General features: G+C 62.5%; 22 protein-coding genes. 9 read left to right on the top strand and 13 right to left on the bottom strand.

Annotated features, from left to right (window positions below):
• Positions 1-34: 34 nt before the first annotated feature.
• The 11 genes from merP to HGHM_RS03280 all read right to left on the bottom strand — a co-directional run bounded on the left by merP (position 35) and on the right by HGHM_RS03280 (position 9,886).
• Complete coding sequence (gene merP / locus HGHM_RS03330; RefSeq protein ID WP_019140086.1) at positions 35-328, bottom strand: mercury resistance system periplasmic binding protein MerP; 294 nt, start codon at positions 326-328, stop codon at positions 35-37.
• Positions 329-335: 7 nt separating this feature from the next.
• Positions 336-737: a mercuric transporter MerT family protein gene (locus tag HGHM_RS03325; RefSeq protein WP_019140085.1), complete on the bottom strand. Its 402-nt coding sequence runs from the start codon at positions 735-737 to the stop codon at positions 336-338.
• Positions 738-740: 3 nt separating this feature from the next.
• Positions 741-1,868 carry a transglutaminase-like domain-containing protein gene (locus HGHM_RS03320; protein ID WP_019140084.1) on the bottom strand — a complete coding sequence of 376 codons (1,128 nt, stop codon included), beginning with the start codon at positions 1,866-1,868 and terminating at the stop codon, positions 741-743.
• A gap of 103 nt (positions 1,869-1,971) precedes the next feature.
• Positions 1,972-2,529: a TlpA family protein disulfide reductase gene (locus tag HGHM_RS20490; RefSeq protein ID WP_019140083.1), complete on the bottom strand. Its 558-nt coding sequence runs from the start codon at positions 2,527-2,529 to the stop codon at positions 1,972-1,974.
• A 167-nt stretch (positions 2,530-2,696) separates the two neighbouring features.
• On the bottom strand, positions 2,697-3,506 hold the full coding sequence (locus HGHM_RS03310) for an IclR family transcriptional regulator (RefSeq protein ID WP_245549148.1): 810 nt from the start codon (positions 3,504-3,506) through the stop codon (positions 2,697-2,699).
• 169 nt (positions 3,507-3,675) lie between these two features.
• Positions 3,676-4,383: an ABC transporter ATP-binding protein gene (locus HGHM_RS03305; protein ID WP_019140081.1), complete on the bottom strand. Its 708-nt coding sequence runs from the start codon at positions 4,381-4,383 to the stop codon at positions 3,676-3,678.
• Complete coding sequence (locus HGHM_RS03300; RefSeq protein ID WP_019140080.1) at positions 4,376-5,089, bottom strand: ABC transporter ATP-binding protein; 714 nt, start codon at positions 5,087-5,089, stop codon at positions 4,376-4,378. Before HGHM_RS03300 ends, HGHM_RS03305 begins: the two co-directional genes overlap by 8 nt.
• A complete protein-coding gene (locus HGHM_RS03295; RefSeq protein ID WP_026075660.1) occupies positions 5,082-6,023 on the bottom strand; it encodes a branched-chain amino acid ABC transporter permease in 942 nt (313 codons plus the stop codon). The genes HGHM_RS03300 and HGHM_RS03295 overlap by 8 nt, the downstream gene beginning before the upstream one ends.
• A 4-nt stretch (positions 6,024-6,027) precedes the next feature.
• Positions 6,028-6,900: a branched-chain amino acid ABC transporter permease gene (locus HGHM_RS03290; protein ID WP_019140078.1), complete on the bottom strand. Its 873-nt coding sequence runs from the start codon at positions 6,898-6,900 to the stop codon at positions 6,028-6,030.
• A gap of 231 nt (positions 6,901-7,131) precedes the next feature.
• Positions 7,132-8,304, bottom strand: a complete 1,173-nt coding sequence (locus tag HGHM_RS03285; RefSeq protein WP_034348370.1) for an ABC transporter substrate-binding protein — start codon at positions 8,302-8,304, stop codon at positions 7,132-7,134.
• 28 nt (positions 8,305-8,332) lie between these two features.
• Entirely contained in the window at positions 8,333-9,886 is a 1,554-nt protein-coding gene (locus HGHM_RS03280) for a class I adenylate-forming enzyme family protein (RefSeq protein WP_019140076.1), read from the bottom strand.
• Positions 9,887-10,202: 316 nt separating this feature from the next.
• Here HGHM_RS03280 and HGHM_RS03275 point away from each other — a divergent pair, with 316 nt between their 5' ends.
• From HGHM_RS03275 to HGHM_RS03245, 7 genes are all read left to right on the top strand, one after another.
• Positions 10,203-11,744, top strand: a complete 1,542-nt coding sequence (locus tag HGHM_RS03275; protein ID WP_019140075.1) for a 3-hydroxyacyl-CoA dehydrogenase — start codon at positions 10,203-10,205, stop codon at positions 11,742-11,744.
• 3 nt (positions 11,745-11,747) lie between these two features.
• Positions 11,748-12,950, top strand: coding sequence for a 3-oxoadipyl-CoA thiolase (locus HGHM_RS03270; protein WP_019140074.1), 1,203 nt, complete (start codon positions 11,748-11,750; stop codon positions 12,948-12,950).
• A 13-nt stretch (positions 12,951-12,963) separates the two neighbouring features.
• Entirely contained in the window at positions 12,964-14,142 is a 1,179-nt protein-coding gene (locus HGHM_RS03265; RefSeq protein WP_019140073.1) for an acyl-CoA dehydrogenase, read from the top strand.
• 724 nt (positions 14,143-14,866) lie between these two features.
• Positions 14,867-16,063, top strand: a complete 1,197-nt coding sequence (locus HGHM_RS03260) for an acyl-CoA dehydrogenase family protein (RefSeq protein WP_019140072.1) — start codon at positions 14,867-14,869, stop codon at positions 16,061-16,063.
• Between the two features lie 10 nt (positions 16,064-16,073).
• A complete protein-coding gene (locus tag HGHM_RS03255) occupies positions 16,074-17,210 on the top strand; it encodes an acyl-CoA dehydrogenase family protein (RefSeq protein ID WP_019140071.1) in 1,137 nt (378 codons plus the stop codon).
• A 301-nt stretch (positions 17,211-17,511) separates the two neighbouring features.
• Positions 17,512-20,637, top strand: a complete 3,126-nt coding sequence (locus HGHM_RS22125) for a bifunctional diguanylate cyclase/phosphodiesterase (protein ID WP_019140070.1) — start codon at positions 17,512-17,514, stop codon at positions 20,635-20,637.
• Between the two features lie 49 nt (positions 20,638-20,686).
• Positions 20,687-21,247: a DNA-3-methyladenine glycosylase gene (locus HGHM_RS03245; protein ID WP_019140069.1), complete on the top strand. Its 561-nt coding sequence runs from the start codon at positions 20,687-20,689 to the stop codon at positions 21,245-21,247.
• A gap of 3 nt (positions 21,248-21,250) precedes the next feature.
• Here the strand turns inward: HGHM_RS03245 and HGHM_RS03240 are convergent, their stop codons facing one another.
• Together HGHM_RS03240 and HGHM_RS03235 are read right to left on the bottom strand one after the other, a co-directional pair.
• Positions 21,251-21,499, bottom strand: a complete 249-nt coding sequence (locus HGHM_RS03240; RefSeq protein ID WP_019140068.1) for a hypothetical protein — start codon at positions 21,497-21,499, stop codon at positions 21,251-21,253.
• A gap of 21 nt (positions 21,500-21,520) precedes the next feature.
• Positions 21,521-22,165 (bottom strand): DUF2076 domain-containing protein, encoded by a 645-nt coding sequence (locus tag HGHM_RS03235; RefSeq protein ID WP_026075659.1) that lies wholly within the window; start codon positions 22,163-22,165, stop codon positions 21,521-21,523.
• Between the two features lie 273 nt (positions 22,166-22,438).
• Between HGHM_RS03235 and HGHM_RS03225 the strand changes: the two genes are divergently transcribed.
• Positions 22,439-22,624, top strand: coding sequence for a CsbD family protein (locus HGHM_RS03225; RefSeq protein ID WP_026075658.1), 186 nt, complete (start codon positions 22,439-22,441; stop codon positions 22,622-22,624).
• A 59-nt stretch (positions 22,625-22,683) separates the two neighbouring features.
• Entirely contained in the window at positions 22,684-23,232 is a 549-nt protein-coding gene (locus tag HGHM_RS03220) for a hypothetical protein (protein ID WP_034348674.1), read from the top strand.
• The last annotated feature ends 112 nt before the right edge of the window (positions 23,233-23,344 follow it).

Raw genomic sequence — 23,344 nt, 5'->3', positions numbered from 1 at the left:
TGATTGACGCGCAAGAGGATCAACCCTCCCGGCTTTAGTTAGGCAAGGTCTTGATAAGCGATGGGTATCCCGCATCCGACGTCGCTTTCTTCAATTCGTCCACGTTGGTCTTGCTGTCATCGAAGACCACCACCGCTTCGCGCCGTTCATAGCTGACCTTCGCGCTGGACACGCCGGAAACCTTGCGCAATGCTGCCCTGATGGTGATGGGGCAGGTCGAGCAGTCCATGGTCGGTATGTTCAGGGTGACGGTTTGGGATTTCGCAAGCGCAAACTGCGGAGCGCACAGCAGCGCGGCAACCAGAGCAAGCAGTGGAATTCTTGTCATGTTCGGATCAGTAAAAAATGGGAGCAATGACGGGAAACAGCAGCAGCAAGCCGATGAATACCGCGCTGGCGAGGTAGATGCGCTTCGTGATGCGGCGCGTCCTGTCGCAGGCCGCGCCGTCCGGATAGGAACACTGCGCCGCCGGCCGGAACACCAGGTATCCGGCCCAGGCCAATGCCAGCAGTGCGACGCCGACAAATACCGGCGTCAATGGCCGCAAGGCAGTCAGGTTCACCATCCACGCGCCGGTGATGCCAAGCAGGACCAGCACCAGCGGGATCACGCAGCACGTCGAGGCGATGACCGATGACGCGACGGCGACGGCCACCAGCCCGAGGCTCAATCTCTTCCTCGACGAATCCTCGGCAGGCACCGGCGAAAAGGACGGTTGGCGCATCGTATCGGACATGGATCAGGCTGTGACTGGCTTGGCTGTGATCGTATATTTGAAGGCATCCGGGTCCAGCGGATCGATCGCTTCGCCCTTGATTTCGGCTTGCGGATACATGAAGAATCCGACCTTGCCGTTGGAGGAACCGGGCAGGCTGACATCATGCGCGAAGTTGTATGCCATCCAGTTGCCTTCCCAGCCGCCGAACAGTGCCTTCCGCACGGGAGCCACCACAGGATGATCCGGGTCCTTGATCCAGTTGCCGGTTTCAAGGCGCATGACCTTGCCCACGTCAGCCGGGTCCATCGCGACCCAGCCGTGCTTGCGCAGATACACTTCGGCGCGGCAGTGCTGGGCGCTTTTCAGCGATGCCGGATTGCCGCTCAGTTCCTTGTAGCCGAATGCACTGGGCGCGAGCCGCAGGCCATAGGCATCGCGCGCGGGCACGCCGGCGGCGCGGCACAGGCCGACGAACAAGCCGTTGATGTCGCCGCACTTGCCGCCGAAATTCTGCGTTTCCAGCATGGCCTTGATATCGCCGGTGCCGCAGCCACGCACTTTCGGCTCGCGGTAGGTCGACACGATGATCCAGTCATAGATGCGCTGCACCTTCTCCAGGTCGGAGCGGGCGCCTTCCACGATCTGGCGCGCCGTGACGCGCACGATGCCGTCGGTAGGAATGAGGTCTGTGGACTGCGTCCATTTGCGCAGGCTGGCCGGGCTTTCAGCGGCGGGCTGCGATTGCGACCAGTCGACCGCGCGGTCCCGGGTCTGCACGCGGCTGACGACTTCCAGCACCGGCGGCGCCGACCCGTCGAATTCGGCGATCAGGTACTTCGCGCCGTACTGGCCGTCGGACCCGACTTGCATCGACTTGCCGTTGCCGGACCAGCTGCTCGACAGGGAACGCTGCCAGTCGGTATCTACCGACGGCAACGGAATCCAGACCTTGGAGGGACCGCTTGCATTCTGCAGGTTGACCGTGGTCGTGATCTCGAAAGTACGCCAATCCCCGGGATGCGGCTCGAAGCGCCTTCTTTCCTGTTGCTGGGCAAATACCGCTGCCGGAAGCGAGCCATAGAGCAAGGTGCCGGAAGCGGCTTTCAGCAGAGTACGCCGGGTAAGATTCGGTGTTTTGGTATCTTTCATTTCTCTTCCTGCGTTCAGTTCAAATTCTTTTGGTCTCAATCTGGTCAAGCCTGACCTTCAAGATGGCGGGTTAGCATCGCCATGTCGATCAGTCCGGCGGTGCCTAGCGCGGCTCTTCCAGCATTTTCTCGAGAGCCTGCTTGAATCCGGGGTCTGCCGGATCCAGTTCGCCCACGACACGCCAGCGCGCCCGTCCATCCCGGTCTATCAGGACCGTGGTCGGTATCACGCCGTTGGTCCATTTCTTGAAAAATTCTCCCGTTCTATCAATGAGGACAGGATAGCGAAAGCGGTATGTGTTCAGGAAACGCTGAATTGTGGGTTTCGATTCCTTGACATTGACGCCAAGGATAACGAGTCTTCCTCTCGCTGCTTCACTGCTTGCCCAGTCATTCAGCAAGGGCAGTTCTTCAACGCAAGGCTCGCACCAGGTCGCCCAGAAATTCAGCACCACAATCTTGCCGCGCAAGTCCTGCAGATCCCATTGCCTGCCCTCAAGATCATTCAGTTGCAGCGACGGCGTGGGGAGCGCATCCGGCCAGGGCCGCAGAAAAAATTCCTTCGCCGACGCAGCGGGACTGGCGAACCCGGCAATCAGGAGAATCGAGGCAATCAGGAACCGGAAGGCCCGCAAGGGCTTTGGCAGAATGGCAATCAACATACCAGCTTGGGACGAAATTGCTGACATGATATCAGACTGACGCGATGCATCCGGCCTTGCTCCCTGTCTGCGCGGGGCCGCAAGCAGCAGCGCAATGCGTCAGGGATGATCAGTGCGAAGTGACGAGCGAAGGCGAAGCTGAAACCGGCAAGTGCTGCTGAAAGCGGTCAGAGATCCTTCAGCCGCCGCACCATGTCCAGCAGGCGCGGCTTGACTTCATTCAGCAGGAATTCCGGCTTGACGGTAAAGGATGGCCCGCCGCAGTTGATGCTCAGGACGGAATTGCTGTTGGCCGGCTTGAAGGCGACGGCGATCGCATTCACGTCGGCCTGCCAGTCACCGAAAGAGGTGCAGCAGCCGATGCTGTGGTACTCCTCCACCGAGTGCATCACGCCGGTCCGGATGCTCGGCCAGGTGTATTCATCGAGCTCGCGCACCCGCTCCAGGATGTCGTTGCGCTCGCTTTCCGACACTTCGGCCAGATAGGCGCGCCCCATTGCGGTCAGCGCGATCGGGATGCGGGCGCCGACGTCGAGGCGGATCGTGAGCGCCGCCTGGCTGCGGCAGTTCTCGACATAGATCATGGAGAGCCGGTCGCGCATGCCGAGCGATACCGTGGCGGCCGAAAAATCCGCGAGCTCCTGCATGTAGGGCCGGGCGAGCTGGCGGATGTCGAGCCGGGAGAGCATGGCGCTGCCCAGCGCGAGGGTGGCGGTGCCGAGCCGGTACTTGCCCGCATCCTCGTCGTATTGCAGGTAACCGAGCTTGGTCAGGGTATAGGTCAGGCGCGAGATGGTCGATTTCGGCAGCCTGCTGCGATCGGCCAGCTCCTGGTTGCCCAGCAGCTTGTCGCCGGAGCGGAAGCACGCCAGCACTTCGAGGCCGCGTGCCAGCGCCGTTACGAAATGCCGGTCTTCCTTCGCATTGGATTTCGCAGGCGCCAGATCCCGCTCTTCGCTCATGTCTTCCACTTTCATTGTTGAACTCGTGTAATTGTCAGTGAAAATCCGGGAATTGCGGGGACGCACGCGGCAAGTCGTAGCCCCGATACAACGCGATGTCCTCCGGCCGGTGTCTCCTCCCGGCCTCGCCTCGCTCCATGGGCGACTTATTCTTTCAGGAAAAACGCTTCAGTGCGCCGGAACCTCAGCTTTCCAGAGCGAAGTAGAGATCATGCAGCTTGGCAACATCAATCTCGCTGGCCGGCTTGTCGAGCACCACGCGTCCGCTGCGCATCATGTAGACGCGATCGGCCACGGAAAGCGCCATGTGAGTGTTCTGCTCCACCAGCACGATGGTGACGCCCTGCTGTTTCAGCTGGCGCAGGATGGAAAAGATTTCCTGCACGATGACCGGCGCCAGTCCGAGCGAAGGTTCGTCGATCAGCAGGATCTTCGGCTCGGCCATCATTCCGCGCGCCATCGCCACCATCTGCGCCTCGCCGCCGGAGAGGGACCCGGCGAGCTGCCTGCGCCGCTCCTTCAGGCGCGGAAACAGCGCGTACATGCGTTCCAGGTTGGATGCCATTGCCGCGCGCTGCTTTTGGGGGAAGGCGCCGAGCACCAGGTTTTCCTCGACGGTCATGTCACGGAAGATCATGCGGCCTTCCGGGATCAGGGCCAGGCCGACGTCCGCCATGTCCCAGGTGCGGCGCCCCAACAGGGAAGCGCCGCGCAAATTGATCTCGCCCTGGCTGGCCGGCACCAGGCCCATGATGGCTTTCAGCAGGGTCGACTTGCCGGCCCCGTTGGGGCCGACGATCGTGGTCAGCTGGCCTTCGGCGAAATCCAGGTTCACATCCCACAGCACATTGATCGCGCCGTAGCCGGCGCGCAGGTTACGAATCTCAAGCATGATCGGCTCCCGTATAACTCTTGATGACTTCCGGATCGCGGAACACCGCATCCGGCGTGCCGTCGGCGATCAGCTGGCCGAAATTCAGCACGACGACCCTGTCGCACAGCGTCGATACCGTTTCGATGTCGTGCTCGATGATCAGAATGCCGATCTTGAACTGGCGGTGCAGCTCCTCCAGCTTGGCCGTGAAGTAGCGCTTGCCGTTGGTTTCCAGGCCGGCCAGCACTTCGTCGAGCAGCAGCAGCTTGGGTTCGGTCGCCAGCGCCTTGGCGACTTCCAGGCGCTTCAGTTCCTGCAATGCCAGGCCGGTGGCCGCGTCGCGTTCGGCCTGTGCCGACAGGTCCATGAATTCCAGGATTTCCTTGATGCGGCCATGGTCGACCTTGCCGTTGCCGAAGCGCTGCGCGACGATCAGGTTTTCGCGCACCGTGAGTTCGTGCATGGGCTGCGGCACCTGGAAGGTGCGGCCGATGCCGACGCGGGCGCGGCGATAAAGCGGTTCGCGGCTCAGTTCGATGCCGTCGAACTCGACGCGGCCGCGGGTCGGCCGCACCAGCCCCGAAATCGAATTGAAGAGCGTGGTCTTGCCGGCGCCGTTCGGGCCGACCAGTCCGACCAGCTGGTCGGAACCCATCGAGAAACTGACATCCTTCAGCGCGGTCAGGCCGCCGAACTGGATGGTGACGCCTTCGAGCTTAAGCATGCTTGCCTCCTGCGCGCTTTTTGAACAGCGACAGCAAACCGTCCGGCGCGAACAGGATCATCGCGGCCAGCACCACGCCGAGGATGATCTGGTGGCCGGAAGACAGCATCGCCTTGAACACCAGCTGGTCGACCAGGTAGATCACGACCGCGCCGATCATCGGGCCGGTGATGGTGCGGTAACCGCCGAAGATGGCGGCGACGATGGGCAGCACGCTCCACGTGCCGCTGAACGCGTAATCCGGTTCAAGGAAGTTGATGACGTGGGCATTGAAGGCGCCGATCGCGCCGGTCATGAAGGCCGACAGCAGGAGCATCCAGGACTTCAGCAGCACGCTGTTGACGCCCACCACGCGGGTCGCATCCTCGCTGTCATGCATGGCGCGCAGTGCGATGCCGTAATCGCTTTTGCGCACCCAGGCATAGACCACGCAGAATGCGAGCACCAGGGTCAGCCCCAGGAAAAACGGCCCGAGGCCGGCCAGGGCATCGACCTGCAGCAGCGAAGGCAGGCCGGGGATCGACGAGATGCCTCCGGAGCCGCCGGTCAGTGAAGTGAATTCGGTGGCGAGGATCCGGAAGATTTGCGAATACGCGAGGATCGCGAGCGCAAAATACGGGCCGGACAGCCGCAGTGCCGGCAGCATCGCGAGGGAGGCGATCGATGCGCACATGCCGGCAGCCGGAATCGCCAGCAGCACCGGCCAGCCGGCTTTCATCGTCAGCAGCGCAGACGCATAGGCGCCGATGCCGAAGAAGGCCGCATGACCGAAGCTGACCATGCCGCCGAGGTTGCCGAGCAAGGCCCAGGCGACCGCAATGCCGGCCACGATCAGCGACGAGACGGTCAGGCTCAGGATGTAGCTGTTGCCTTTCAACAGGACCGGCACAGCGAGATAGAGGATGGCGACTGCCACCCATGACAGTTTTTTCATGGTCTTAACCCCGACGCTTTTTCGCGCCGAACAAGCCGTTCGGCAGGATGAACAACACGACCAGGAACAGCAGCATGCCGGCCAGTTCCTGCAGGGCGGAGCTGAACAGGGTCACGGTCATCGCTTCGGTAATGCCGAGCAAGAGGGCCGCGAGCACCACGCCCGGAACGGAACCGACGCCGGCGAGCACCGTGATGATGAAGGCCTTGACCGTGAGCGAATGGCCGAGCGGCGGCGAAATCACGCCGCTGGAAAAGATCGCGATGCCGGCAATCGTCGCCAGCACCCCGGCCACCACGAAGGAAGCCAGTTCGACCTTGGACGGATTGATGCCCATCAGCTTGGCCGCGTCGCGGTTGGAGGAGACGGCACGCACCGCCCGCCCATACCAGCTGCGCGACAGCCACCAGCCGAGCACCACGGCCACCGCGAGGCTGACGATGAAGAACAGCAGTTCGCTGAACATGCTGTACAGGTTGCCGATCTGGACCGCGTCCTGCATGGTCGCGTTGCTGGTGGAGCGGATGTCGCCGGACCAGAACAGCAGGACTGCATTGGTGAGGATCATGCCGAGCGCGAAGGTCAGCATGAGCGAATTCAGTTCCCGGTTGCGCTGGATGCGCGATACCAGGAAATACACGATGGCTGAGCACAGGCAGGTCACGACAAGCGCGATCGGCAGTGCCAGCATGGGGTTGACGCCGAAGCGGCTTTCCACCGCGTAAGCGATATAGGCGGCCAGCAGTACCAGTTCGCCGTGCGCGAGATTGATGACGCGCATGGTGCCGAAGGCCAGCGTCAGCCCGAGCGCGATCAGCGCATACACGCCGCCGACCAGCGTTCCGGAGTAAAGAGATTGCAGGATGAGTTCTGACATGGTGACTGAATAGGACGGATGAAGCCCAGCGTCGAAACGATGGCTGCACTGCACTCCTTCCCTCTTGCGAGGGAAGGTCGGGATGGGGGTGGAGAGGTTGAGTTACCGCATGTGCAAGCTCGACCGCTCACCCTGCCCTGGCCTCCCTTGCAGCTGGGATTCATGCGACGCGAAAGCAGTGCTTTGCGAAACGCCGCACTCACCCCCTGCAATGGGAGGGAATCGACTTGCTTACCAGGGCACTGCCGGATACTTCAGCGGCGCGGTGGCCTCGCTGGCCGGGGACACGATGGCGATCTTGCCGTTCTGGTGCTGGCCCATGCGGTGCTGGAAGTTCGGGTTGTCGCCGTTGGCGTCAAACGTCACCTTGCCGATCAGGGTTTCGCGGTTGGTCTTGCGCAGTTCTTCCGGCAGGCCGCCCTTCTTCAGCGTGCCCTTGTCCGCAGCGCGTGCAATCGCTTCGAACAGCAGGGTTGCCTTCACGTAGCCGAACTGGGCCAGGTAGTCGACATCCTTGTTGAACATCTTCTTGTAGGTTTCCGCGAACTGCTTGCCTTCGGCGGTCTTGTATTCCACCGGATACGGCAGCAGCGCAGTGCCGACCACGCCAGGCATCAGGTCCGGGAAGTCGGATGCCATCTTGGACACTGCCAGCGACCATGTGCCGACGATCAGCTTGACCTGGGGCTTGAGCACCTTGGCGGCGCGGATGATGCCGACGTAGTCGTTTTCATAGCCGCTCATGAACAGCACATCGGGCTTGTCCTGCAGCTTGACCTTGTTGATGATGGGCTTGAAATCGGTGATGGCCGGGTCGAAGGCATGCATGCTCACCTTGACGCCCTTGGCACCGAGCGATTTCTCGAGGTCTTTCGCCAGGTCGGTCGTGGCTTCCTTGGTGGAGTACACGATCGAGACCGATTTCGCGTTCGCTTCCTTCACCAGGGTTTCCACCGCGATCTCGTACCCGCGGGTATTGTTGATGCGGAAGAAGGTCTTGTAGCCGCGCTTGGTCAGATCGTCATTCACGCCGCCGGCGGTAATGTAGGTCAGGTTCAGGCGGTTGGATGCGTCGGATGCCGGGCCGATGATGTTCGAGCCGTAGCCGCCGATGACTGCCACGGCGTGTTCGGACGCCAGCTTTTCCACTGCGGCCACGGCCTTGGCGGGAGCGGATTCATCATCGATGACCGCCATCTTGATCTTGTGCTTGCCGTTGGTGCGGTTGAAGACGTCGACCGCGGCCTGGATGCCTTCGTTGAAGCCGGCGCCGGCACGGGCCAGGTTGCCGGTCAGCGGCATGTGGGCGCCGACGGTGAATTCTTCCGCGGATGCGGCGGTGGCAATAAACGCCGCGCTGATGGCAGCGGCCAGTATGGCGAGCTTGTTCATTCGAACTGTCATGTCTCTTCCTTCTTTGAAAAAAATCGAATCAAGAATTGAGGGAATTGGCCGGCGCGGAGCGCGCGGCACGTAATTGCAGTTCCTTTTTCAAGACCTTGCCGGTTGCGGCCGCGGGCAGGCGGTCGAGAACCACGATCTCGGAAGGAATCTTGTAGGGGGAAAGGTTGTTTTTCAGGTGAGCGCGCAAGGCATCGAGGTCGATGACCGCATCCGGCCACGGCTCGATGAAGGCGACCACTTCTTCATTGCCTTCCACGGCGCGGCCGACGACGGCCGACTGCAGCACGTTGGGGAAGGCGTTCAGCACCTGCTCCACTTCCACCGGGTAGACGTTGAAGCCGGAGCGGATGATCAGCTCCTTGCTGCGGCCGGCGATCACCAGTGCGCCGTCGGCTTCCCTGCGCGCGAGGTCGCCGGTGCGCAGCCAGCCGTCTGGCGTGACCGCTTCTGCGGTCAACTCCGGCGCACGGTAATAACCCTTCATCACGTTCGGGCCGCGCACCCACAGCTCGCCCACGCCTTCCGGGTCCTGCTCGGCGCCGTTCAGCCTGACTTCGATGCCGGGAATCGCCGGGCCGACCGAGCAGTCGGTGCGCGGTGCATCCATGCGGGTCTGACAAATAGACGGCGAGGCTTCGGTCATGCCGTAGCCATTGTGGAGGGTGAGTCCCAGTGCTTTTTCGAAGGACTGCTTGAGCGGCATGGTCAGCGGCGCGCCGCCGGACTGCGCCACCCGCAGGTGCGGCGCGCGCAGAGGCTGGCGATTGCTCTCGGCCCACTCCAGCAGTTTTGCATACATGGCGGGCGCGCCGTGCAGCACGGTCACGCCGTCTTCCGCCAGCGCGCGTGCCAATTGGTCGGGCTGGAAGCGCGGCACCAGATGCAGTGCCGCGCCGCTGATGAGGGCCGAGCCCAGCAGCGAAGACAGGCCATACACATGCGACAGCGGCAGCACGCCGTAGATGACGTCTTCCGGCGTGATGCGGCGCATGCGCATGCTGTTGCGGGCGACGAAGAGCAGGTTGGCATGCGTGAGCATCACTGCCTTGGGTGAACCCGTCGTGCCGGAGGTGTACACCATGGCCGCGACCTGTTTCGCGCCGTCTTCCTCCACCGGTTCGGTTTCAGCCTGCTGATTGAGGGGACCGAGCAGCACTTCGCCGATGCCCGGCCAGTCGACCTTTTCCGCGCCCCGCTCTTCGCCATGGGTCTTGGCCTGCGGCGAGTTGGCGCCGAAATAGAGGGCACGGCGCGCGCCGGAATGGCTCAGGAAATTGTCGATTTCGCGCGAGGACAGGCGCGCATTGACGGTGGCGGACCAGGCATCGAGCTGGCTGACGGCAAGTATGCACACGGCCAGCGCAACCGAGTTTTCCGCGACCAGCAAGACCCGGTCGCCGGCGCGCACGCCGCTCGCCCGCAGGCGCTCGGCCACCGCATCAACCGTGCTTCCCAGTTCGCCATAGCGCAGGCTGCGTTGCGCATCGGCCAGCGCGACCCTTTGCGGATGCTGTTCTGCCCAAGGGCGAAAGGCTTCGTGAATGCGGCGAGGGAGTCCCGCCAAACCCACATCCTGACTCATGCCTTCTCCTTATTAGTATCCCCGGCCGGATGCTTGCTGGCCGGAAGTTTCTTCAAAACAAGGTCAGGATACTGTCATACGGAATTTAAAAAATCAACGAATTAAACGGAATCTTGTTCTGCACTGCAGCACATCGGATCCTTCAATGCCACCGGCCCCTTCACTTCTTGCTCTACGTCAAACTACGGCCTCCATCCCTTTCCGAATGGCAAAGCCGTTCCTTGACATGTTTAATTGAAAGAAATAGAGTTCCGCTCCGAATTTTGATATTCTGCATTGCAGAATCTTTGGCAGCCCAACTTTCGGGAGACGTCGCATGAATACTGAGGTCCGTCCGCAGCCCAACTCTCCCGGCCTGGTGGCGGGCATCATCGGCTGCGGCGTCATGGGGCGCGGCATCGCGCAGATCGCGGCACTGGCCGGCGCGCAGGTGCGGTTGGTGGACAGCCGGGCTGGCGCCGCCGAAGCGGCACGCGAAGAATTGCTGAAAACCTTCGCCAAGCTGGCCGACAAGGGCAAGCTCGATCAGGCCGCCGCCCAAGCCGCCGGCGAGCGCCTGCAAGCCTGCGCGGGACTGCAGGATCTTGCCAGCTGTCATGTGATCGTCGAAGCGATCGTCGAAAACCTCGAAGCCAAGCAATCCCTGTTCGGCACGCTGGAAGGCATCGTCAATCCCAGCACCATCCTCGCCACCAACACCTCTTCCCTTTCCGTCACCGCCATCGCCGCCGGACTCAAGCATCCGGAACGCGTCGCCGGCTTCCACTTCTTCAATCCGGTTCCACTGATGAAGATCGTGGAAATCATCGGCGGCCTGCTGACCGCGCCGGAAATCACCGATTTCCTGCTCGCGCTCGGCAAGCACTGGGGCCATACCGCGGTGCTCGCGAAAGACACGCCCGGCTTCATCGTCAACCATGCCGGCCGCGGCTACGGCACCGAAGGCCTGCGCCTGCTGGCCGAAGGCGTCACCAGCGTGGCGACGCTCGACAACATCCTGCGCGACACCGCCGGCTTCCGCCTCGGTCCCTGCGAACTGCTGGACCTGACCGGGCTGGACGTGTCGCATCCGGTGATGGAATCGATCTACCACCAGTATTACGAAGAGCCGCGCTTCCGTCCGCAGGTGCTCACGCGCCAGATGCTGACCGCCGGCGCGCTCGGCAAGAAGGTCGGGCACGGCTTTTACCGCTACGACGCCGAGGGCAAGAAGCAGGCGCTTGCCGAACAGGCGCCGGCGACCCTGCCGCCTTCCCGCGTCTGGCTCAGCCGTGCGCGGCCGGAACTGGCGGAACGCATCGCCGAACTGGTGGCCGCCGCCGGCGTCCCGCTGGAATCGGGCGATCGCCCGAGCGAGGAAGCTCTGTGCATCGTCACCCCGCTGGGCGAGGACGCGACCACCTGCTGCCTGCGCGAAGACCTGGACGCGAAGCGTACCGTCGGCGTCGAAAGCCTGTTCGACGTGAGCCGGCGCCGGGTGCTGATGACCACGCCCGCGACCGAAGCCAGCTATCTCGCGATGGCCTGCGGCCTGTTCGGCGCCACCGGCACGCCGGTCAGCGTGATCCGCGACAGCGCCGGCCTGGTCACGCAACGGGTGGTGGCGCACATCATCAACATCGCCTGCGAAATCGCGCAGCAAGGCATTGCCGAGCCGGGCGACATCGACCGCGCGGTCACGCTCGGCCTCGGCTATCCGCTCGGCCCGCTGGCCTGGGGCGACCGCCTGGGACCGATTACCGTGCTCACCATCCTCAAAAACCTGGAACAGCAAACCGGCGATCCGCGCTACCGCCCCAGCCCCTGGCTGCAGCGGCGCGCAGTGCTGGGCCTGTCCCTACACCACAAGGAGATCTGATTCATGCTGGACGCCTATATCTATGACGGCCTGCGTTCGCCGATCGGCCGCCATGCCGGCGCGCTTGCCGCCGTCCGCCCCGATGACCTGGTGGCGGAAGTCATGCGCGCCCTGGTCGCCCGCAATGCCTGGAAGCCGGAACAGATCGAGGACGTGATCCTCGGCTGCACCAACCAGGCCGGCGAAGATGCGCGCAACGTGGCGCGCAACGCCCTGCTCGCCGCCGGACTGCCGGTTACCGTGCCGGGCCAGACCGTCAACCGCCTGTGCGCCAGCGGCCTTGCTGCCGTGATGGACGCGGCCCGCGCCATCACCGTCGGCGAAGGCGAGCTGTACATCGCGGGCGGCGTGGAAAGCATGAGCCGCGCGCCCTTCGTCGTGGCCAAGTCCGAAGCCGCGTTCAGCCGTGAATTCAAGGTCTTCGATTCCACCATCGGAGCACGCTTCCCGAATCCGAAAGTCACCGCGCAGTACGGTGCCGACACCATGCCGGAAACCGGCGACAACGTCGCGCATCAATTCGGCATCAGCCGCGCCGATGCCGATGCCTTCGCGATCGCGTCCCAGCAGAAATTCGACGCCGCGGTGAAGGACGGCTTCATTGCCGGCGAAATTCATCCGATCTCGGTGCCGACGGGACGCAAGACGCCGCCGGTGACCGTCGACAAGGACGAGCATCCGCGTCCCGAGACCACGCTGGAAAACCTGGCGCGCCTGAAGCCGCTGTTCGAGGGTGGCGTGGTCACCGCGGGCAATGCCTCCGGCATCAATGACGGCGCCGCCGCCCTGCTGATCGGCAGCCGCGCCGCCGGCGAGAAGGTCGGCAAGGCGCCGATGGTGCGCATCCTGTCGGCGGCAGTCGCCGGCGTCGAACCGCGTATCATGGGCGTCGGCCCGGTGCAGGCGATCCGCAAGGCGCTTGAGCGGGCCAAGCTCACGCTGGCCGACATGGACATCATCGAGATCAACGAAGCCTTCGCCAGCCAGGTACTCGGCTGCCTGAAGCTTCTGGAAATCGATTTCAAGGATGCCCGCGTGAATCCGAACGGCGGCGCAATTGCGGTCGGCCATCCGCTCGGCGCATCAGGCGCCCGCCTGGCCCTGACCGTCAGCCGTGAACTCATCCGCCGCAATGGCCGCTATGCAGTGGTCAGCCTGTGCATTGGCGTCGGCCAGGGCCTGGCAGTGGTTATCGAACGAATCTGAACCGGAGGAAAGAATGACAAGCAAAGTGCAATTTCATTGGGACGACCCGCTGCTGCTGGACCAGCAATTGACAGCCGAAGAACGCATGGTGCGCGATGCTGCCCATGCCTATTGCCAGGAAAAGCTGCAGCCACGCGTGCTGGAAGCCTTCCGCAATGAAAAAACCGATCCCGCGATTTTCCGCGAAATGGGCGAAGTCGGCCTGCTCGGCCCGACCATTCCCGAACAGTACGGCGGCCCTGCGCTGAACTATGTCAGCTACGGCCTGATCGCGCGCGAAGTCGAACGCGTCGACTCCGGCTACCGCTCCATGATGAGCGTGCAGTCCTCGCTGGTCATGGTGCCGATCTATGAATTCGGCAACGAAGAAACCAAACAGAAATACCTGCCCAAGCTCGCGAAAGGCGAATGGATCGGCTGCTTCGGCCTGACCGAACCGAACCACGGCTCCGACCCGGGCTCGATGGTCACCCGCGCCCGGAAGGTGCCGGGCGGATACAGCCTGACCGGCAGCAAGATGTGGATTTCCAACTCCCCGATCGCCGACGTGTTCGTAGTCTGGGCCAAGGATGACGAAGGCGCGATCCGCGGCTTCGTGCTGGAAAAAGGCTGGAAAGGCTTGAGCGCCCCGGCGATCCACGGCAAGGTCGGCCTGCGCGCCTCGATCACCGGCGAAATCGTAATGGACGGCGTGTTCTGCCCGGAAGAAAACGCCTTCCCGGAAGTGCGCGGACTGAAAGGCCCGTTCACCTGCCTGAACTCGGCACGCTACGGCATCGCCTGGGGCGCGCTCGGCGCCGCCGAATCCTGCTGGCACATCGCCCGCCAGTACGTGCTGGACCGCAAGCAGTTCGGCAAGCCGCTGGCCGCAAACCAGCTGATCCAGAAAAAGCTGGCCGACATGCAAACCGAAATCACGCTCGGCCTGCAAGGCTGCCTGCGCCTCGGCCGCATGAAGGATGAAGGCACCGCAGCGACCTCGATCACTTCCATGATGAAGCGCAATTCCTGCGGCAAGGCACTGGACGTCGCACGCATGGCGCGCGACATGCTGGGCGGTAACGGCATCTCCGACGAGTTCGGCGTGATCCGTCATATGGTGAACCTGGAAGTGGTGAATACCTATGAAGGGACGCATGACATTCATGCGTTGATTCTGGGGAGGGAGCAGACGGGGATTGCGGCGTTTTGAGGTTTGGGGCTGCGTGGTTGAGAACACGGTTGTTCTCCGTGGAGGCTTGCCGGGGGTGGCCCGGCAGCCAGTCACTTTTCTTGCTTCGCCAAGAAAAGTAACCAAAAGAAGGCGACCGCGCAGCCGCTGCCCCTTCGGGTTCCCGAACAAGTGAATGCCAAATCGGGAAGCGAAACCAACTCGCCCTCTCCGAGGGCTCAAACATGTTTCGCTTCTTTATCCGCTTTGGCATTCACTTGTTCGGCAGCGTCAGAAGCGGAAAATCAAAAGCGTACGGCACCAACTTTTTTGCATGGCAGGACTTTCGCGGAACGCGAAGGCTCTGTATCTCCCGATTACAAACGTCGCTAAATCAGGACTATTGCGTTCGCGCCCAGGGTTGTTTCTCCCCTTGGCGAAGCGCCGCGAGGCTGGCGCGTGAAGCGGGTAAAGAAGCGAACGTTGTCTGAGCGAAGCGAGTTTCGTTCGCTTCCCGCTTCATGCGTCGGCCTCGCGGGAACCCGAAGGGCGCTGAGTAGGGTGGCCTTCTTTTGCTTACTTTTCTTGGCGAAGCAAGAAAAGTAAGTCGCAGCCGGGCCACACCCGGCAAGCTTCCATGAAGAGACTCCCGTAAAGAACACCGAAGAAAAAACCTCGAATTCCGAATACCCCCGAACGACAGCAATACACAGCAGCAGTCCGTCTGAAGAATGATTGCAGCATAAAGACAAACCAAGAGGACCACATGGATCTCAACTTCACCCCCGACGAACTCGCCTTCCGCCAGGAAGTGCGCGAATTCGTCGCCCAAAACCTCCCCGCCGACCTCCGGCATAAAGTCCTGAACGGCCTGATCCTGAGCAGCGAAGACTACATCCGCTGGCAGAAGATCCTGCATGCCAAGGGCTGGGGCGGCCCCGGCTGGCGCAAGGAATTCGGCGGCCCGGGCTGGACCGCGGTACAGCAATATATTTTTGACGAGGAAATTGCCGCCGCTGGCGCGCCGCGCGCGATTCCCTTCGGCCTGAAGATGGTGGCGCCGGTCATCATGCAGTACGGTTCGCCGGCGCAGCAGCAGCGCTTCCTGCCGAAGATCCTGTCGGCTGATGAATGGTGGTGCCAGGGCTATTCCGAGCCGGGCGCCGGTTCCGACCTCGCCTCGCTCAAGACCCGAGCCGTGCGCGAAGGCGACCATTACATCGTCAACGGCCAGAAAACCTGGACCACGCAGGGCCAGTATGCCGACTGGATCTTCTGCCTGGTGCGCACCGATACCGAGGTCAAGCCGCAACGCGGCATTTCCTTCCTGCTGATCGACATGAAGACGCCCGGCATCACGGTGCGTCCGATCATCACCATGGACGGCGCGCATGAAGTCAATGAAGTGTGGTTCGAGAACGTGAAGGTGCCGGTCGAGAACCGGATCGGCGAAGAGAATGCCGGCTGGACCTATGCGAAATTTCTGCTCGGCCATGAGCGCACCAACATCGCCGGCATCGGCATCGCCAAGCGCGAGCTCGCGCGCCTGAAGCGCATTGCCTCGCTGGAACAGAAGAATGGCAAGCCGCTGATCAGGGACCCGCTGTTTGCGGCCCGCATCGCGCAGGTCGAGATCGACCTGACCGCGCTAGAAATCACCAACCTGCGCGTGCTGTCGGCCGAAGCGGAACGCCGCGCGCCGGGACCGGAAGCCTCGATCCTGAAGATCAAGGGCACCGAGATCCAGCAGGCGATCACCGAACTGCTGGTGCAGGCGGTCGGCCAGTATGCCCTGCCGCTGCGGCGCGAAGCGATGGCAGCCGGCTACCAGGGCGATGCGGTAGGTCCCTTCTATGCGACGCCGCTGGCCGCCAACTACCTGAACATGCGCAAGCTGTCGATCTACGGCGGCTCGAATGAAATTCAAAAGAACATCATTTCCCAGATGATCCTGGGCCTGTAGGAGCACGAGTATGGATTTCACTTTCAGCGAAGAGCAGCAGATGCTGCTGGACACGACCCGCCGCTTCGTGGCCAAGGATTACGATTTCGAAACCCGCCGCCACATCAGGGAGCAGTCGCAGGAAGGCTTCAGCCGCAAGGCCTGGCAGGGACTGGCCGACATCGGCCTGCTGGCACTGAACGTGCCGGAAGAAGACGGCGGCCTCGGCGGCAGCGCGATCGACACCATGCTGGCGATGAACGCGATCGGCGAAGGCTTGCTGCTGGAACCCTATCTCGCCAGCGCGGTGCTGGCGACGAAAACCATTGCCCTGCTCGGCAATGGCGAGCAGCGCGCGCGCCTGCTGCCGGCCCTGGCTGGCGGTGAAAAGATCGCGGTACTGGCGCATGACGAACCCGCCAGCCGCTTCGACCGCCTGCGGGTCGAGACGCGCGCCTGGCCGGTTGGCAACGGCTTTGTTCTGACCGGACACAAGAACGTGGTCGTGCATGGCCCGTCCGCCGACGTGCTGCTGGTGACGGCGCACATCGGCAAGGCCGGCGAACCGGGACGCCTCGCGGTGTTCGAGGTGGCGCCCGATGCGCCGGGCCTGCGTCAGGTGGCTTACAAGACGGTGGACGGCGTGCGCGCCGGCGATGTCTGGCTGAACCAGGTCTTCGTTCCGGCCAGCGCCCTGCTCGATGCCGATGCCGATGTCGAAGCCCGTCTCGGTGAAATCCTCGATACCGGCATTGCCGCAGTCTGCGCGGAAGCGGTCGGCGCGCTCGACAAGCTGCTCGCCGCGACCGTGGAATATGCGCGCAACCGCAAGCAGTTCGGCGTGCCGATCGGCAAATTCCAGGCGCTGCAGCATCGCATGGCAGACATGGTGCTGCATATCGAGCAGGCACGTTCGATGAGCTATCTGGCGGCAGTACGCTGCACCGATGCCGATCCTGCCGCACGTCAGCGCGCCCTGTCGGCAGCGAAAGTCGTCATCGGCCAGGCCTGCCGCTTTGTCGGCCAGCAGGCGGTGCAACTGCATGGCGGCATGGGCGTGACCGACGAGCTCGACGTCAGTCATTACTTCAAGCGCCTGATGGCGATCGAGCTGCAGTTCGGCAGCACCGATTTCCATCTGGAGCAATACGCAACTCAGCTCAGCTGAGTCTGTACGGAAAATAACGGCAGAGTCCTCCCTGCCCCGCCATGGGCTGAGGGATGCGATTCTGCCGGTCCCGCTTTTCCATCTACCCTCCCCGCATCTGCCCCTCTCGCCCATCCAGCCGGCCGCCACACGGCCCGTATGCGGGATGCGTAATTCCATCAAGGTAATAACCGGCCAGAACGCCGGATCAAAGCCATGGTCATATTCCATTGCGATGCCATGGGGATTCGCCGTCCGGTTTCACACCATTGGCGCAACGCAGTTGATCCTGAATACCCATGCCGCGTGAGGCGCTTCCAAGATGCTCAAGTTCTCCAGGGACAATATCAGCAAGAGCCGGCGGCATTCGCGTCTTGCCGTCGGCCTGTTTGTCTTGCTGGCGCTGGCGACACTGGCAATCGGAATCGAAACCTACCAGCGTCTGGTGGCAGACGAAGAACAGCAGGCACGCAATAACCTGAACCAGATTGCCGACATTCAGGCTTCCGCCGTTTCCGCATGGGTGAACGAGAGGCTGAGCGATGCGGAGATATTCAGCAGCGGCCGGTTTCTCGGCGAGACCATGGATGCCTGGGTGAAGCGGGGCGAACCATGGAACGATCCGGTCAGGCGCGAACTGCTGGACCAACTCCAGATCATCCGCAAGGCCTATGGTTACCGGGACGCCGCCATCATCAGCGCCCGAGGGGGTACCTGGATTTCAACACAGGCTACCGGCATGCCAGGCAATCCGGTAGCCAGGCAGGCAGCGAGGCAGGCACTGGATACCGGGTCGATAGAGGTATCCGATATTTATTCCCTGCCAGGAGCGACAGAAGAAGAACGCGTGGTCGATATCGTGGCGCCGCTGTACACCACGCCGGAGCGGGAAGGAGAGGCGCCATTCGCCCTTATCCTGAGGGCGAACGCCGACCTGCACCTCGACCCCAACATCCAGTCGCTGTCCTTGCTCGATGCCTCTGCAGCATTGCTGGTGGAAATCCGCGACCGGCAAGTGGCTGCCATTTCAGACAGCACCCGCTCGGCGAATTTCCGCTTCATGGATGTGCTCCCTATCAGCGTGGAAGATTTTCTGGCGGCACTGCAGACGCCGACCTCCCCGCTTGTACTCAAAACCGGCACGGACAGGAAAGCGCTTTCTGTCGTGCGCAGGATCGGCAACGTGCCGTGGTATCTGGTGGCAATGATCGACCAGGCTTCCATCCGGGCCAACCTGGACCGCCTGGCGTGGATGGTGGCCACCGCCATCGCGGGCCTTCTCGCGCTGGCTGGAATCACGCTGTTCCTGTGGTGGAAAAAGGCAGAGAGCGACTACCGCTTGCAGGCCGTGCAGGCGGAGTCCGACAAGAAGCTCTTGCAGCGCCAGTACAGCTACCTATCCCGGTATGCGAACGACATGATCATCCTGGCCGATGCCCGGGGCCACATCATCAATATCAACGACAAGGCTCTGCAGGCCGTACAGCATGAACGGGATGAGGTGGTCGGGCAGCCGCTCGAAACCCTGTTCCTGCCCTTCTGCAGAAGCCGCCTGCAGGAAACTTTGTCCTCGCTGGATCGCCAGGGCGCAGCCGTGTTTGAAGTCTCCCAGCAGCACGCGGACGGGGCGGTGGTTCCAGTGGAAGTCAGCGCGCGCAACTTCGAGCTCGATGGCAGGCGCTTCATCCACCTGATCTGCCGCGACATCAGCGAACGCAAGCAGGCGGAAGCAGCGCTCAGGAAAAGCCAGGAAAGGCTCAATGCCATCCTGGAATCCATCCTGGACGTGGTGTGGTCGTTTTCGACCGATTTGTCCCGCGTCAATTACATCAACCGTTCAGTCGAGAGGATGCTCGGGTATTCCGTCGCCGAATGCATGAGCAAGCCGCAGCTGCTGTTTGGCGCCATACACCCGGAAGACTGGCCGGAAATCGAGAGGTCGCTGCGCGGGCTCAGTCGCGAACATCCTTCCGAGGAACATGAATTCCGCATGTTCCGCAAGGACGGCAAGGAGATCTGGACGCACTGCAGAAGCAACCTGGTGGTGGATGGACATGGCTTTCCCTTGCGCATCGACGGTGTCACTACCGACATCACGCAGCGCAAGCAAGCGGAACAGCAGGTTCAGGAACTGGCCTATTACGACAACGTGACGTCGCTGCCGAACCGGGCCCTGCTGACCGACCGTCTGAAGCAAGCCATACAGATGGCGATGCGCAGCCACAAGAAGGTCGCGGTCCTGTATATGGACCTCGACAATTTCAAGAATGTGAACGACTCGCTCGGCCATCACGTCGGCGACCAGCTGCTGCGCTCGATCGCCGAGCGGCTGCTGCAATGCGTGCGCGGGGAAGATACGGTGGCGCGCATCGGCGGCGATGAATTCCTGATCGTCCTGCCGGATATCGACCGCAGCGAACAGGCGGTTGCCGTGGCGGAAAAAATCCTTGCCGCCATCGCGAAGCCTTTCGCGCTGCAGGAGCACCAGGTCCATACCTCGATCAGCATCGGCATCAGCGTGCATCCGGACGACGGGCTCGAGCCGCACGACCTCATACGCTATGCCGACTCGGCGCTGTACCAGGCCAAGAGCCAGGGCCGCAACAACTACCAGTTCTTCACGCAGGAACTCAATCACCAGATCGTGCGCGGGCTGATGATCGAACGGCAATTGCGACATGCGATCGAACATGGCGAGCTGTCGCTCTGGTACCAGCCGCAGATCGATGCGCAGGATGGGCATCTGATCGGCGCGGAAGCGCTGCTGCGCTGGCGCCACGGCGACCGCGACTTCCTGTCGCCGGTGGAATTCATCCCGGTCGCGGAAGAGCGCGGACTGATTTCGAAGATAGGCGAATGGGTACTGCGCGAGGCATGCAGGCAATGCCGGACCTGGCAGCTGCAGGGCTTGCGCCCGGTCCCGGTCGCGGTGAATGTCTCACCCCTGCAATTCCAGCAAAAGGAGTTTGCCACCCTGGTGACTAGCGTCCTGAAGGAAACCCGTCTCGAGCCGGCCTACCTCGAACTCGAAATCACCGAGAGCTCGATCATGCGCCGCGCACCGCTGGTGGCCGAACTGGCGATGCGGCTGCGCGATGCCGGAGTGGGCATCAGCATCGACGACTTCGGCACTGGCTACTCCAGCCTCAGCTACCTTAAGCAGATTCCGATCGACAAGATCAAGATCGACCGCTCCTTCATCTCCGACATGCTGCACGACGTGGACAGCGAATCCATCACCTATGCCATCATCAACCTGGCACACAGCCTCAACCTGCGCGTGATCGCCGAAGGCGTGGAATCCAGGGCCCAGATGGAGCGCCTGCGCTCCTTCGGGTGCAATGAAATCCAGGGCAATTACTACAGCTCCGCCGTGTCGGCCGACACCTTCCAGGCTTTTCTAGCGAACGAGACCCGGGTGATGACGCCGCAACTGGTGCAGCATTGAGGCAAGATGGCGCGCAGAACAAACATCAACAACAATCCGTCCGCACTCCATGAAAAAACATGAACAGCTGCCGCGTTCGTTTTACGAGCGTGGCACGGTCGAAGTCGCGCGCGATCTGCTCGGCAAGCATTTGGTGCATGTCGTCGATGGCATCGAACGCAGGGGAAAGATCGTCGAAGTGGAAGCCTATGTCGGCGCGCACGACCTCGCCTCGCATTCCTCCAAAGGCCTCACGCCGCGCACCAGGGTCATGTACGGGCCGGCCGGCTATGCCTATGTCTACCTGATATACGGCATGCACCACTGCATGAACGTGGTGACCGAAGCGGAAGGCAGCGGCGCCGCAGTGCTGCTGCGCGCGCTGGAGCCGGTGGCGAACGTCGAAGGCAATACCAGGGGACCGGGCCTGCTGTGCCGCGCCATGGGCATCGACAAGCGCATGAACGGGCATGACCTGCTGAGCAGGGATCTCTACATTGCCGCGCCGCCCCAGTCGGAAGCCTTCGGCATCGTCAGCCGTCCGCGCATCGGCGTGGATTACGCGGCGCACTGGGCGGAGGTGGAATTGCGCTTCTACATCGAAGGCAGTCCCTGGATTTCCCGCAAATAGCCGCTATCCCCGGCCCTTGCCGTCCTGAGGATCCGGCGGTGCGGGCCGGGTGATGTTCCGGTCGGCCAGCCCCTCGGGCTCGTCATCCCGGGCGACGTCCTGCGGCGGCCGGTCGATCGGCGCCGGGCGGGTGAGATTCTGGTCTTCAAGGCCGCCGCTCGGGCGATGTGCTACCGCCTTCTCTTCAGCCTGTCGTGCCGCCGATTGCGAATCGCCCCCGGCTGGCGCAAGGGATTTTTTGCTGGTATTCATGTTCCTCTTTTTGGGTTCGGGTCAGATTTCGTTGGGATCATCACTCGCGCCGTCGTCGAGCCCGATGTCGTTCAGGTCATCGAAATTACCCTCGGTCCTGCTGCTGTCGAAGGCGTAGTCGTTGGAGCCGACATCCTGGGCCGGCAGGCTGGCGAGGGATTCATTCCGGGCGGCGTCGGTGCCGTGGTGGCCGAGCAGGCTTTCTATTCCATGGAACAGGAATGCGCCTCCTGCCACGCCTGCTGCGGTTGCCGCCATCGTTCCGAGGAAACTGCCTCCGCCGGCATTGAACAGGCCGGGACGGGCCGCGGGCATGGGCGGTGGCTGCCGGTAGCTTCGCTCCATCACAGGTTCATCAGCCGCCGGCGCGTTTTGCACATTGCTGTTGGCGCTGCGTCCCCAGGCAGCGCTGGAAGGATCGAGGAAGCTGGTGCCGGAAGCGCGCCCGGTCTCCTGCTGGCTTTGTAGCTGCGCAATCTGTGCCTTTGCCGCATCGAGCGCCTGTTCCAGCAATATCCCGCGCTGGACCAGCAGATAGGGAGCGTCCGGCTGCTGCGCCATGGCGCGCGCAATCATGGCGTCGGCCTGCGGATCCTTGTTGACGCCCCGGACCTGAACGAGCTGGGACAGAAAGTCCTGCAGCAGCTGGGATTCCTGCGCATTCATGATGACCATCCTTTCGTCGTGAAAGAACCGGTTCCGGCGGCCCTCTCCTGCGCATGTCGGGTGGGCAAGGAAGCCAGCTCCGGTCGCGTCATGGCGCCGGGTCGCCGGGCCTGAAAATCAATTTGGTCAAAGGCAGGTGCAATAGTTCAGTGTCGGCGCCGGCATGCAATGCAGGCGGAATGAACATGAACCTTCCTGCACAGGAACTAAGCCCGCGCTTTCCGTTCCAATTATTGCAAGTGCCTATTTATTAACGTGTTCAAGGAGACCGTCATGAACAAGGACCAGGCGAAAGGCTCAGTGAAAAATGCAGCCGGCAAGGTGCAGCAAACCGCAGGAAGAATGACCGGCAGCAAGACACAGGAAGCAAAAGGCATCACCAAGCAGGCGGCAGGCACGGTGCAGAAACAGGCTGGCAACGTGAAGGAAGCCATCAAGGATCCGAGCCGCCGCAAGTGAGCGGACACCTTCCCATTGTTTGAGAGCGCTGCAGGGGACTTTAGATGGAGGGCGGGACCATGGATACCGTATCGAAAGACAATTCCGGCGTGCTGACCGGCCTGTTTTACGACCGTCCCAGCGCCGAGCAGGCCTACCGGGTACTGTCCGATCGCGGCTATGACCGCAATGACGTCAACCTGGTCATGTCGCATGAAGCGCGCCAGAAGCATTTCCCGGACGACGACGATGCGGCGACCACCGAACTCGGCAGCAAGGCGGCCGAGGGCGCAGGCATAGGCGGTGCGGTGGGAGGCACACTGGGCGCCATTCTCGCGGCATTGACCGCTGCCGGCACGACGATTGCCCTGCCGGGACTCGGCATGGTGCTTGCCGGTCCGCTGGCAGCAGCAGCAGCGGGTGCCGGCGCGGGCGGCGCAGCGGGTGGCCTGATCGGCGCGCTGGTCGGCTGGGGCATCCCGGAAGAGCGTGTCAAGCGCTACGAGAACGGCCTGAAGGAAGGCGGCATCCTGCTGGGCGTGAAGCCGCGTTCGGCCGAAGATGCGACGCATCTCGAAGAGCAGTGGCGCAAATACAATGGCCAGCATGTGTATTTCGAGAGAAGCTAGCGCAACGCGCAACTAGCCTTAGGACATGCCTGCACGCCACCAAGCGTGCACCGCGTAGTACCGGGCTGCAGCATGGACGAAGCCCCCGTACCGGCTTGCCGGGCGGGGGCTT

It is taken from the genome of Noviherbaspirillum massiliense JC206, assembly GCF_000312045.1.
In the GTDB taxonomy this organism is placed as follows: Bacteria; Pseudomonadota; Gammaproteobacteria; order Burkholderiales; family Burkholderiaceae_D; genus Noviherbaspirillum; species Noviherbaspirillum massiliense.
Note: the sequence above shows the minus strand (reverse complement) of the source record. Positions and strands in the feature narration are given on the sequence as shown.